This window comes from Nocardia sp. NPDC005998, assembly GCF_040614395.1.
Lineage (GTDB): Bacteria > Actinomycetota > Actinomycetes > Mycobacteriales > Mycobacteriaceae > Nocardia.
In genome coordinates this window covers 562,594-574,274 of sequence record NZ_JBEXUI010000002.1, presented here as the reverse complement: position 1 = coordinate 574,274, position 11,681 = coordinate 562,594, and the positions used below count along the sequence as shown (strand labels likewise).

Here is an 11,681-nt window from a genome sequence, read left to right as displayed (position 1 = left end):
CTCCAGTTTCAACGCGATCTCCGCTGACCGATCGGTACGCCCACATATCGGTATTCTCACCACCACGGCAGACAACCAGCTGACACCCAGCAACGCAATTCATCGGGCTGCCCACCCAGCGACCGGGCTGGTCGCCGCCGGGAAACGTGATAACCGCCACATATTCGTGCAGCGGGTCCGACATTGACTTCGGTCACTGAAGCTGATCAGCCGAAGTAGTAGAGCTCGAAGCAGACGGCACGGGTGGCAGGGAAGCCCGGCTTCGGCGCGGTTGCCATATCGATCACCGCACGGACCTGGTCGGCGACCGGCTCGGGGCTGAGCACCTCGAGGTAGCGGCGGTGTTCGGCCAGTGAGGCGGCGGCCTGTTCGATGGTGCCGGTGACATCGACGGCATGAGTGCCATTGGCGCCGACCACGGCGGCCAAGCGGGCCGACCACGGGGTTTCGGTGAGTTCGGGGAAGATCCACTCGTTGCCCGCATCGGAGATCGCGTCGAGTGCGGCGCGGCCGACGGCGCGATGGTCGGCACTATTGGCGTAGCCGGGCGCCCAGGTGTCACCAAAGTTGAACAGCACCACCAACTCCGGTTGATGGCGCCGGATCGCGGCGGCCAGATCGCGACGCAGGGCCAGGGATTCCTCGACACGACCGTCCGGATAGCCGAGGAATTCCACCTCGCGTACGCCGACCACCTTGGCGGCGGCGATCTCCTCGGCCTCGCGCAGGGGTCCGGCCTCGGCGGGGGGCACACCCGCGATCCCGGCCTCACCGGAGGTGACCAGAACGTAGCGAATGTCCTTGCCCTGCCCCGTCCAACGCGCGACGGCGGCCGCCGCGCCGTATTCGATATCGTCGGGGTGGGCCACGATCACGAGGCCACGCTGCCAGTCTTCGGGAAGCTGCTCCACGCGAATCATTCAAGCAGACGCCCCAACTCATACCGCGCCACCACCCGAAACGCGGATAGGCCGGGCGCCGCCCGCATCGGACGGCCGCCCGGCCTATCTCTCGACACCGCACCACCCGTAAGTCCCGGCGGGCGTGCGGCTTTGCTCCGGCGGACGCTACAGCTTGCTCACGGTGGAGTTGTCCGAGCCCGAAACCGCCTTGTACAGCAGGTAAAGCCCGAAGACGACCGCGCTGATCACCAGGATCGGAAACAGCCCCTTGATCAACGCACCGATGATGGCGAGCGCGATCCAGACGACCGCTACGACACCGATGATTTTCCACAACATGCCAGCCTCCAGAAGGTCTCGGGCGAACCGCCATCCGACGATCCGACCTCTCCATGCTGACAGCCCGAAAGCGATAAATCACCAGCTCAGCAGCGATATCCGGGTGAAGATCAGGGTTAACCCTGAGGGCAGTTCAATAATCTTGTCATTGACAAGATGCGGCAGGATGTGGAACCTTTGAGCGCAGTCGCCGCCCAGGCGCGACCAGCCCGTCGCATCAGTCGAAAGAGCAGCCCATGCCCACCCTTCCGTGGATGACCGTCAATGCCCCCACCGCACCCGAGGCGCAGTGCATGGCCTCCCGCCTCGAGGTCAAGTCCGTTTGGCACGCACCGGCATTCCTGCTGGCTTCACTGACACTGTGGCGTCAGGCCCGTCGCTCCCCCGGCGCGCTCGGTGTCGCTTTGCAGGCGGAAATGTGGAAGGGCACCTTCTGGACCTACTCCGCCTGGACCGATAAAGCGGCGATCTATGCCTACGCGGGCACCGAACCGCATAAGTCGACCGTGCAGCGCAAGCGAAAGGTCATGCGCGAGGCCACCTTCGTCTTCTTCACCGCGCCCGTCGACGAATTGCCGATGTCGTGGGATGAGATCCGGCGCCGCATCGCCGAGCAGCGCGATTCGTCGAAGTCCGAATAGCACTGCCGCCGCTGGTCACTCGGCCCGCTTGGCATGGCGGCCGACCGAGATCCGACGCACGACGGTCAGCACCGTGACCACCATGACCGTCACCAGCTCCAGCAGGTTCCAGGCAATCGGATCCGGGGTGGATTCGACCACCGTGTCCGGTGGCCGGTGTGGCGCGGCGAGGATCGGCACTTCAGGCACGATCGCGGGCGCCGGTGCGGCGGCGGTGAATTCCGACGGGACGACCGGCACCGCGGGTATCGATGGTGGCTGTGGGCCGGGTACCGGCGGGCCGAGTTGGAGGGGGAGGCCGGGCTCCGGCGGTTCCGGGGCCGGAAGTAGGAGCAGGCAGCTCAGCAGTGCGCTGCCGGTGGCCGCGCTGCCGACGACGACACTGCCGAGCGCGGATCCACTCGATCCGACCGAGCCGGTGCCCACCACACCGGGGCCCACCAATCCGCTACCGCTCGACCCCCCGCTACCGGTAGCCAATCCGAGCAGGATCATGGCGCTACCGATTACGGCGCTGCCGGTGCAGGCCGACTGGACACTGCCCGGGCCGAGCCCCAGCGCCTCGCCCGCAGTGGCCGCCGAATCGGCTCGCGGTACGTGTCCAGTAGCGAATGTGTCATCGACACCATCGTCTCGACCATCGCTGTTGGTCGCACCGAAACCGGCCGCACCGTTGGGGATCGCACCACCCGGAATCGCACTGCCGGTGACGAGGGGCGCGCCATCCCCTGGCTCGAGACCCAGAACCCCTCCGGTGGAACTGCTACCCGTCGCGCTGTCCGGGAAACCCGCTGCCGCGCTTCCTGTTCCGCCCGCGTCATAAGACGCACTGCCGGTGCCGATAGCACCGATGACCGGCCACTCGGGCGGCATCGAATCGGCACGAGCGAGCTGCCCCGCGAACAGCCCCACCGTCAGCGGAACCGCTGTTACCGCGGTAAATCCCCGTGCGGCCCCTCGTCTTCGCATCACGAACACCATCTGCCGATACCCCATCCGTCGCAGCCAGCCGGTCCGAAATGACTCGTCAGGTGATGTTCTGGTAGCGGGATATTGCGTATTCGAAGGCGTCCCGCGGGACGCTATATCCACCCGAGAACGGCCGATCGAGGTTGTAGATCGCCAGCACCGCCGAGCCGACGACGACACCGAGCAGCGCGGTCATCAGCAGACTGCGTTCGGTGACCTCGACACCGTTCAGCACCGCGGTGCACAGCAGCAGGATCGTGCCGAACCACAAAGCCGCATAAAGGAATCCGGGCAGGTGATAGCTCGCATCCATGGCTCGGTCCTGGCGCGCCTCGGCGACCGCGTCGAGACTGTCCATCGCCTTCGTGCGCAGTTCGGCGACGTCCGGATCCGTCGAGTTCACCGATGCGACAGCATCGCGCAAGCTGTCGAGCGTCTCCTGCGTCGGCTGACTCAGCCGCCGGTCCGCCTGCATGATCGGCCACTCCTGGCTGAGCACCTGATCGGTGTAGTCCCGCACCAGCCCCTGGATCCGACGGTGTTCCGGATCGGGCAGCGCATGCGCGGTCCAATAGGTGTCCACCAATGCCTTCGCCTCGGCAACGGTGTGATTGTGCGCATTGTCGTACTCCTGCCAGAGGATCACCACCACGAGGGCGACCACCGCCAGAAACAAAGTATTGATCAGTTCGAGCACCAGGGATCCCGCCGATTCATCATCGGTCTCCACCCACGACTGCGGCCGCAGTCGATCCCCGATGACGAAGATGGCCACTGCAATAACCGCGGCTACCGCGGGAACGAGGAATATCAGAACCATGTAGGGCCGCCACCTCCCAAGACGCACCGGCACACCGGATCTCGCCGCATGACCGGATCGCCGAGGTCGCCCACGGCCATCGCCAACAGCGTCGATCATCAGTTATTCGGGGCCGCCGCCCGGATGGATGACCGCCCAGCACAATTCGTGCCGAGCTGTTCGAAGACGTCCTGGAAGGTGGTGGCACTCAAGGCATATCGAAGCAGTCGCAGTCCGATGCCTTTGGAGTATCAGTCGATTTCCAAACGGTGTTGGACCGGCATCGGGACCGCGACCTAATCTCCGGATCAGGTCGCAAATATCCATTGTCAGGAGGACATTCGTGGCACAGCTATCCGCCGAGGAATTGGGACCCGCGCTCGGCCGCGGGCCGCTCTCCTTCCCGGTCACCCATTTCGACAACGAGCTCGAGTTCGACGAGCGGGCCTACCGGGATCATGTCGGATGGCTGTCGGAGATCCGCAATTGCCGCCCCGGCTACGCGGTACCGATCATCAAGGCCGGTCTCACCGCGGTCGGCAGACCATCCAGCCGGGTGCGCCCACCGCTCACCGATCTCACCGAGGCCGAACTCGCCGAGCTGACCACGCTCGTGCGGACGATCGCCTGACTGAAGGAGGCACCATGGCCGCAACTGATTCACCCGTTCTCGACCGGATCGACAGCGTCAGGATTTCCTCGGTCACGTTGCCATTGCCCACCGGGATCAGCGATGCCAAGGTCCTGACCGGCAGGCAGAAACCGATGACCGAAGTCGCGGTGCTGTTCGCGGAGATCACCACCGAGGCAGGCCTGGAAGGCATCGGCATCAGCTACTCCAAACGCGCGGGCGGACCGGGTCAATTCGCCCACGCCCGCGAGGTGGCCCCGGCGCTACTCGGCGAGGACCCCAGCGACATCGCCAAGATCTGGGACAAACTCACGTGGGCCGGAGCCTCGGTCGGCCGCAGCGGACTATCCGTGCAGGCGATCGCCGCCTTCGACATCGCGCTGTGGGATCTGAAGGCAAAGCGCGCCGGACTGCCACTGGCGAAACTGCTCGGCGCACATCGCGATTCGGTGCGTTGCTACAACACCTCCGGCGGCTTCCTGCACGCACCGATCGAAGACGTCCTCGACCGCGCGACCGAATCGCTCGACCGCGGCATCGCCGGTATCAAAATCAAGGTCGGACACCCCGACAATGCGGTCGACCTGGCCCGGGTCACGGCGGTGCGGAAGAAGATCGGCGATCGGGTGCCGCTAATGGTCGATGTCAATCAGCAGTGGGATCGCAGCACCGCACGCCGCATGTGCCGCGCCTTCGATCCGCTGCGTCTGGTATGGATCGAAGAACCGCTGGACGCCTACGATTTCGACGGCCACGCCCAACTCGCGACCACCTTCGACACCTCGATCGCCACCGGCGAAATGCTCACCAGCGTCGCCGAGCATGCCCAACTGATCCGCGCCGGAATCGATATCGTGCAGCCGGACGCGCCCCGCGTCGGCGGCATCACCCGATTCCTCGAGATCATGGCAATGGCCGACCGCGAACATCTGCAACTCGCACCACATTTCGTCATGGAGGTGCACGTCCACCTCGCCGCCGCCTACCCGCGCGAACCCTGGGTGGAGCATTTCGAATGGTTCGATCCACTGTTCAATGAACGCCTCGAGATCGCCGATGGCCGCATGCACCTGTCATCCCGCCCCGGCCTCGGTGTAACCATCAGCGACCAAGCCCGCGCCTGGACAGTCGCGGAACACACCATCCGATCCTGAAAAGGCCAGTGCCACAACAGTTCAGCAGCGAGCAGGTAAACGTCGAGAGCGCAGCGGGCCGCTGGCGTTCACCACAGGCAACGCGAGCGGTGGCTCAGACTTTGCCCGCCGCATGTGACATCGACGGAGGCGACGGGCGCGCCGCTCGATGCTGCACACCCTGGCGCGCCGCCAATGCAGCGTCGGCGAGTTGGCGGCGCCGTTCGACATCTCGCTCGCGGCCGCGTCCAAGCACATCAAGGTGCTCGAGCGGGCCGGGCTGGTGCGGCGCACCGTGCACGGGCGCACGCACCTGTGCCGACTCGATCCGCGCCCGCTCCGAGATTGCACCGAATGGATGGACTTCTACGAACGCTTCTGGCACCAGAGCCTCCGACGCCCTGGAAACCGCACTGCTGCAGGAGGATCGAGATGAGTGAATACGGCGAGGTCGTCGAACCGGGCACAGTCCGCATCGAACGGCTGCTGCCCGGACCAATCGAACCGGCAACGAAATAGCCGACTAACTCCCCTGCTGCGGAAGAGTTGGCGCGTGCTGATCGGCCACCTCGGTGAGCGCCTGCGCCCAGCCGTCCAACCGGTCGGCGGCATCCCGCAGATCCGCCACGATGGCATCGAAATTATGTCGCAGGACAGCGCTTTCGGGGACCGCAAGAATGCGTCCGGCGGCCGCGACAACCTGTTCGTATTCGGCGGCACCGCTGTCGAGGCGACCGAGCGCGAATTGAATGTTCTCGGTAAGACCAACGGCCGCAACGGATTTGGTGCGCCCCATGGCGCCGAGTGCCTGCTCCATCGCGGTGATGTCGGCGGCCAGCGCGTGCAGCGCCGCCGCACCCGATGCCGCGGTTTCGAGCATGTCGGCGAGTTCGTCCTCGGGCAGCCGGTTCGAGCGGGCGATCTGGGTGCCGAGGCCGTGCAGCGCCTTCTCCGCGCGAACCAGGCGAGCAACCGGCCCGCGTGCCGATGACCAGGGCGGCGGCTGCCTGCGCGGTACGAAGGTCGCCTGCGGCAGTGGGGCGCTGCGCAACTGAAGATAGCGGCGAGCGCTCAGTGCGGTGCCGGTGACCAATGCCACTGCTCCCCCGCCGACCACCACCACTGCCCACACCGGAGCCGAAATCACCATGAGCCCAACGGTTCCCGCCGTCGTGAGACCGCCAACGGTGCCGAGTTGGAAACTGCGTCGACGGGCCCGGCGGCGCTTGCGCAACTCCCGCTCCCGCGGGTCCGCCCAGCGCCGCACCGCGACCAGCGCGTGCTCACCCACCTCACGCAGACTGTCGGGCAGGCTCCCGGGCTGCGGGGCCAGCGCCGACTGCGCGCGCACGATGGCCGCACTACGGCGGCGGCCGGTACGACCGCGGTTGAGCTTTTCGCTATGCCCCTGCGAGTTCATCGGTTCCTCCCAGGAGCGCGAACCCGCTCAGCGCGACCGGCGGTGTCCGGACAGGGCAGGGCCCGAGCAAAACCGACGGCCGACCCGCCAGGTACCCGTGCCATGTCCTTCACCGAACCAGTCCTCGCCGAGCTGTATCTCTGTGGAAATTACCCGCTACTGCTGCGCGGTCTGGCCCTTGTTCATCTGCGGCTGTGGCTGCGCCGGATTCACCTGCGCGGCACCCGGATTGATCGCGGGCGCGGGCGCACCACCGGCGGGCAGCGCATCGCCGCGCATCGAGGCGCGGATCTGCTCCAGCTTGCTGTGTCCGGCCATCTGGATGCTGGCCTGCTGCACCTCGAGCATGCGGCCCTGCACCGAATTGCCCGCGAGTTCGGCGGCACCCAGCGCATTCGCGTAGCGGCGCTCGATCTTCTCGCGCACCGCATCCAGGCTCGGCGTGGTGCCGGGCGCGGACAGCGTCGAATCCATCCGCTGCAGCGATGCCGAGACCTGCTCCTGCATCTTGGCCTGCTCCAGCTGGCTGAGCAGTTTGGTGCGCTCGGCGACCTTCTGCTGCAGCAGCATCGCGTTCTGCTCGACCGCCTTCTTGGCCTGCGCGGCCGCCTGCAGCGACTGGTCGTGCAGCACCTTGAGGTCCTCGACGGACTGCTCGGCGGTGACCAGCTGTGCGGCGAACGCCTCGGCGGCGTTGGTGTACTGGATCGCCTTTTCGGTATCGCCCGCCGCAGCGGCCTGATCGGCCAGCAGAACGGCTTGGCGCGCATTGGCATTGAGCTTTTCGACATCGTCGAGCTGACGGTTGAGCTTCATCTCCAGCTGACGCTGGTTGCCGATGACCGATGCGGCCTGCTGCGAGAGGGCCTGATGCTGACGCTGAGCTTCCTCGATAGCCTGCTGAATCTGGACCTTCGGATCCGCATGCTCTTCGATCTTCGAATCGAAGAGGGCCATCATGTACTTCCAGGCCTTGACGAACGGATTAGCCATCGATTGATCCCGCCTCCATAAGATGCGCCGCGCTTTACCGCGACTGTAGTGCGCGACCGTCACGCACCCGATATGTGCCTATCCTCCACCATCTGGCACCCGGGCCGGGCGAACCCGGCCCAACCGACGCCTATTACAGAATCTATCCGCTTTCGGCGCCGGTCCGCAGCGCCGGTCACGGACGTCACCTCTTGTCGTCTGATCAGTTGCTCTTCACCAGAACCAGCATGTCCGCCTTGGGGGCCGGAATGACGATCCGGGTGTCCTCGGCGATCTTGGTACGGGCACCGGCCGCCGACATGCTGGCGGTCGCAGGTTCCGGCGCGGCCTCGGCGGCGGGCTCGGCCGCGGCGGTCCGATCCGACTCGGGTGCGTCGGCGGTCTGCGCGGGCGCCTCGACGGGCAGCCCGTCGGCACCGGCCATGATCGTGCTCACATCCCAGAGCACCCGCGACAGCGGCACATCAAGGGCCGCGCAGATGGCGGCGAGCAGTTCACTGGAGGCCTCTTTGCGGCCCCGCTCGACCTCCGACAGATACCCCAGGCTCACGCGCGCCGAGGTGGAGACCTCACGCAGGGTCCGGCTCTGGGCGAGACGAGCACGCCGCAGACTGTCCCCGATTGCCTCTCGCAGCAGCGTCATGTCGTTCTCCTTCAGCTCCCAGTAACCGGGTCCGCGGGCGCCTGCCAGCGCTGCGCACGCCGTCCTTTCTGGCACAACGTCGAACGCGGGTCGGTTGGTTCCCACGGGGGCAAACTCGATGCCGCCAGCATGTCGCCAGCGTCAGCGGTCGTCTCCCACGATACGACGCAACTCCCGAACCGCGCTGTGCGTAGCGCCGATTCTGATCGCCCATCGGTCACCGCGCAGTTTCCACCGCATGACCTCGGTATGCCCCGGACCCGCCAGACCGAGGAAGACTGTGCCGACGGCATGCCCGTCCTGGGAATCGGGTCCGGCGACACCGGTCAGCCCGATCCCCCAGTCCGCGCCGCAGCGCAGACGCGCCCCGACCGCCAACTGTTCGGCGGTACTCGCGGCCACCGGGCCCTCCGTCGCCAGCACTTCGTCGTCGACACCGGCCAGGCTGTGTTTGAGGTCGGTCGCGTAGACGACCAGTCCGCCGCGCAGCACCGCACTGGCCCCCGGCACCCCGGCAATGGTCGCCGCGAGCAGGCCAGCGGTCAGTGATTCCGCGGTCGCCACGGTCTGTCCGGCCGCGCTCAGCGCATGCACCAACTCGACGACCGGAGCTCCAGTTGTCAGCGGATCGGTCATGCGCCGCGGGCCCGGCCCGGACCTCCCGCGAGCCATACCCGCACCGCCTGCCCCAGATAGTCGAGCCCGGTGCCGACCGTCAGCGCGACGGCCACATACATCAAAGTCATTCCCGCGGTGGCCAGTCCCCCGTGCAGCGGCAACAGCAGCACGGCGATCGCGACCGACTGCACCAGCGTCTTCAATTTGCCGCCGCGACCGGCCGGAATCACCCCGCGCCGCACCACCGCCAAGCGCAAGAGCGTGATCCCGATCTCACGACCACAGATGACCAGAGTGATCCACCACGCCAGATCGCCGAGCATGGACAGTCCGATCACCGCCGAACCGATCAGCGCCTTATCCGCGATCGGATCGGCGAGTTTGCCGAAATCGGTGACGAGTCCGTATTTCCGCGCCAGTTGGCCGTCGAAGCGATCGGTGATCGCGGCGATGCCGAACAGCGCGGCGGCCGCGATCCGCCAGCCGCTCTGATGTCCGCCGCCCGCGAACAACGCGAGCACGAACAGCGGGACCAGCGCGATCCGCAGCATGGTGAGCACGTTCGCGATATTCATCAGCGGAACGACGGGTTCGGCCGGCGTCGGCACGAATCCGGTGCGCACCGCCGGCTCACTCCAGCGTCGATCGATCTCTTCTGGCTGCACGCTCATGCCTCCGCCTCGCTGGCGCTCGGCTGCGCCATGCGCGTGAACGGCTGTGACATGATTCGCTCGCTACGCTCCCGAATGGCCTCCGCCTCGCTGGCGCTCGGCTGCGCCATGCGCGTGAACGGCTGTGACACGATTCGCTCGCTACGCTCCCGAATGGCCCCCGCCTGGACCAGGGCAATACCCCCCGTGACGCCGCTGCAACGCATGCCGACGCGATGCGGTGAGCGGAGCGGGTGGATGTGCGGCACACGTTCAGAGTATCGGTAACCGGGCGGACTACTGTGCACCCCATGACCTCTCGGGGACCACTAGGTGGTTCGACTAGCGACGCGTATCCGGGCGCGGCACCTGCCGCGAACAAATCTGCCCCCATCGTGCGCCGCGCCCGAACCTCCGATGTGCCCCAGATCAAGAGCCTGGTCGATGCCTACGCCGGTCGGATCCTGCTGGAAAAGAACCTGGTCACACTGTATGAAGCGGTGCAGGAATTCTGGGTGGCCGAACTCGACGGTCGGGTGGTCGGCTGCGGTGCGCTGCATGTGCTCTGGGCCGATCTCGGCGAGGTCCGCACCGTCGCGGTGCATCCCAACGTCAAGGGACACGGGGTCGGACGGCTGATCGTGGAACGGCTGGTCGCGGTGGCCAGGGAACTCGAGTTGGGGCGGCTGTTCGTGTTGACCTTCGAGGTGGAGTTCTTCGGCAGGCACGGATTCGTCGAGATCGACGGCACGCCGGTGACCGCCGAGGTGTACGCGGAGATGTGCCGGACCTTCGATCCCGGTGTCGCGGAATTCCTCGACCTCAGCTATGTGAAACCGAACACCCTCGGCAATACTCGAATGCTGCTCAACCTCTGATCAGAACGGATCGATCGTGCCCATTTTCGCCGTGCACTACACCTACTCCGATGTCACCATCGAGGCTCGCGACACCTTCCGGCCCGAACACCGGGCCTGGCTGAACGGCCTGGTCGAGGCGGGTTCGCTACTCACAAGTGGCCCCTACGCGGACGGATCCGGCGCGCTGTTGCTGTTCCAGGTCGTGGACGAGGCGGCGCTCGAGGAACTGCTGCCGCAGGATCCGTTCGCTCGCGAGAACCTGATCGATGCGGTTCGCGCGGTGCAGTGGCTGCCGGTGATGGGCACTTTCGCTTCCTGACGAAACCGCCTGACCGCCGCGTGTCACGGTTCGACACCCGGCGGTCAGCAAACTTTTAGCGACACACCGATGCGGGTTGTCGGCGAACCCACCTCCGGGGCCGCAGACTCCCCAATATGCGCATATCCGCCGCGATTTTCGCGTCGATGTCGGCTGCGGCCCTTTCGCTGACCGCATGCTCATGGCCCGAGCTGGGTACCGATTCCAGCGAACCGGTAAAACCCGTCGTCGCGGGTCACCCCGTGCCGCACCCCGGCATTGCCGAGGAGCGGGAGTACCGCGCCGATGACGGCTACTACTTCCGAACCGCCGATCGCACCATCGCCTGCGGCTTACTCGATGCGCCGTTCGGGCAGCCGAGACGATCGGTCGGCTGTCAGGGTGTGACGGGCCCAGCACCGCGGGAGATGCAGGCGTGTTGGAGTAGCGACCCGAGCGCGGCAGTCGTCGCAGTCGGCGATAGCGCCGGCTATCTCTGCGTGAACCGGGGCTTCTTCGACGGACCGCCGATGGCTGGCGGACAAGCCAGCGGCGGACCGGTGCTGCCGGCCGGCTCGAGCCTGAGCGTGTACGGCTTCACCTGCCTGGCCCAGCCCGCCGGGGTCACCTGCCGCAACGAGGCAAACGGACACGGTTTCGAGATCGCGCCCGACCACCACCGCGTGTTCTAGCACCCCACCACCCACTCCGGCCGCCCGCCGAGCGTAGTCATCTGGCGGTCGATATGGCCCGGGCGACCACCGTTCGACTACATTCGACCGCCC

16 protein-coding genes are annotated in these 11,681 nt (G+C 66.4%); 7 read left to right on the top strand and 9 right to left on the bottom strand.

Annotated elements, in window-relative coordinates:
• Nucleotides 1–206: 206 nt before the first annotated feature.
• Both ABZ293_RS06275 and ABZ293_RS06270 read right to left on the bottom strand, forming a co-directional pair.
• A complete protein-coding gene (locus tag ABZ293_RS06275; protein WP_355177775.1) occupies nucleotides 207–911 on the bottom strand; it encodes a PIG-L deacetylase family protein in 705 nt (234 codons plus the stop codon).
• A 156-nt stretch (nucleotides 912–1,067) separates the two neighbouring features.
• On the bottom strand, nucleotides 1,068–1,241 hold the full coding sequence (locus tag ABZ293_RS06270; RefSeq protein ID WP_169810825.1) for a hypothetical protein: 174 nt from the start codon (nucleotides 1,239–1,241) through the stop codon (nucleotides 1,068–1,070).
• Between the two features lie 236 nt (nucleotides 1,242–1,477).
• Here ABZ293_RS06270 and ABZ293_RS06265 point away from each other — a divergent pair, with 236 nt between their 5' ends.
• On the top strand, nucleotides 1,478–1,882 hold the full coding sequence (locus tag ABZ293_RS06265; protein WP_355177773.1) for a hypothetical protein: 405 nt from the start codon (nucleotides 1,478–1,480) through the stop codon (nucleotides 1,880–1,882).
• 15 nt (nucleotides 1,883–1,897) lie between these two features.
• Here the strand turns inward: ABZ293_RS06265 and ABZ293_RS06260 are convergent, their stop codons facing one another.
• Nucleotides 1,898–2,851: a hypothetical protein gene (locus tag ABZ293_RS06260; protein ID WP_355177771.1), complete on the bottom strand. Its 954-nt coding sequence runs from the start codon at nucleotides 2,849–2,851 to the stop codon at nucleotides 1,898–1,900.
• 58 nt (nucleotides 2,852–2,909) lie between these two features.
• Nucleotides 2,910–3,671 (bottom strand): DUF4239 domain-containing protein, encoded by a 762-nt coding sequence (locus tag ABZ293_RS06255; protein ID WP_355177769.1) that lies wholly within the window; start codon nucleotides 3,669–3,671, stop codon nucleotides 2,910–2,912.
• A gap of 322 nt (nucleotides 3,672–3,993) precedes the next feature.
• On the opposite strand from ABZ293_RS06255, the gene ABZ293_RS06250 reads away from it, so the two are divergent.
• The 3 genes from ABZ293_RS06250 (at nucleotide 3,994) to ABZ293_RS06240 (ending at nucleotide 5,850) form a co-directional block, all read left to right on the top strand.
• Complete coding sequence (locus ABZ293_RS06250; RefSeq protein WP_355177767.1) at nucleotides 3,994–4,281, top strand: hypothetical protein; 288 nt, start codon at nucleotides 3,994–3,996, stop codon at nucleotides 4,279–4,281.
• A gap of 14 nt (nucleotides 4,282–4,295) precedes the next feature.
• Nucleotides 4,296–5,435 carry a mandelate racemase/muconate lactonizing enzyme family protein gene (locus tag ABZ293_RS06245; RefSeq protein ID WP_355177765.1) on the top strand — a complete coding sequence of 380 codons (1,140 nt, stop codon included), beginning with the start codon at nucleotides 4,296–4,298 and terminating at the stop codon, nucleotides 5,433–5,435.
• 148 nt (nucleotides 5,436–5,583) lie between these two features.
• Nucleotides 5,584–5,850 carry a metalloregulator ArsR/SmtB family transcription factor gene (locus ABZ293_RS06240; RefSeq protein WP_355177763.1) on the top strand — a complete coding sequence of 89 codons (267 nt, stop codon included), beginning with the start codon at nucleotides 5,584–5,586 and terminating at the stop codon, nucleotides 5,848–5,850.
• Nucleotides 5,851–5,937: 87 nt separating this feature from the next.
• Here ABZ293_RS06240 and ABZ293_RS06235 read toward each other — a convergent pair whose 3' ends face one another.
• From ABZ293_RS06235 to pgsA, 5 genes are all read right to left on the bottom strand, one after another.
• Nucleotides 5,938–6,834: a hypothetical protein gene (locus ABZ293_RS06235; protein WP_355177761.1), complete on the bottom strand. Its 897-nt coding sequence runs from the start codon at nucleotides 6,832–6,834 to the stop codon at nucleotides 5,938–5,940.
• Between the two features lie 156 nt (nucleotides 6,835–6,990).
• Nucleotides 6,991–7,827, bottom strand: a complete 837-nt coding sequence (locus ABZ293_RS06230; RefSeq protein WP_354954698.1) for a PspA/IM30 family protein — start codon at nucleotides 7,825–7,827, stop codon at nucleotides 6,991–6,993.
• 202 nt (nucleotides 7,828–8,029) lie between these two features.
• Entirely contained in the window at nucleotides 8,030–8,470 is a 441-nt protein-coding gene (locus tag ABZ293_RS06225; RefSeq protein ID WP_355177759.1) for a helix-turn-helix transcriptional regulator, read from the bottom strand.
• A gap of 141 nt (nucleotides 8,471–8,611) precedes the next feature.
• Nucleotides 8,612–9,106: a CinA family protein gene (locus ABZ293_RS06220; protein ID WP_354954695.1), complete on the bottom strand. Its 495-nt coding sequence runs from the start codon at nucleotides 9,104–9,106 to the stop codon at nucleotides 8,612–8,614.
• Complete coding sequence (gene pgsA, locus ABZ293_RS06215; protein WP_355177757.1) at nucleotides 9,103–9,759, bottom strand: CDP-diacylglycerol--glycerol-3-phosphate 3-phosphatidyltransferase; 657 nt, start codon at nucleotides 9,757–9,759, stop codon at nucleotides 9,103–9,105. The genes ABZ293_RS06220 and pgsA overlap by 4 nt, the downstream gene beginning before the upstream one ends.
• A 290-nt stretch (nucleotides 9,760–10,049) precedes the next feature.
• On the opposite strand from pgsA, the gene ABZ293_RS06210 reads away from it, so the two are divergent.
• The 3 genes from ABZ293_RS06210 (at nucleotide 10,050) to ABZ293_RS06200 (ending at nucleotide 11,588) form a co-directional block, all read left to right on the top strand.
• Nucleotides 10,050–10,616, top strand: a complete 567-nt coding sequence (locus ABZ293_RS06210) for an amino-acid N-acetyltransferase (protein WP_355177756.1) — start codon at nucleotides 10,050–10,052, stop codon at nucleotides 10,614–10,616.
• A 16-nt stretch (nucleotides 10,617–10,632) separates the two neighbouring features.
• Nucleotides 10,633–10,917 (top strand): YciI family protein, encoded by a 285-nt coding sequence (locus ABZ293_RS06205; protein ID WP_355177754.1) that lies wholly within the window; start codon nucleotides 10,633–10,635, stop codon nucleotides 10,915–10,917.
• A 116-nt stretch (nucleotides 10,918–11,033) separates the two neighbouring features.
• Entirely contained in the window at nucleotides 11,034–11,588 is a 555-nt protein-coding gene (locus ABZ293_RS06200; protein ID WP_355177752.1) for a hypothetical protein, read from the top strand.
• The last annotated feature ends 93 nt before the right edge of the window (nucleotides 11,589–11,681 follow it).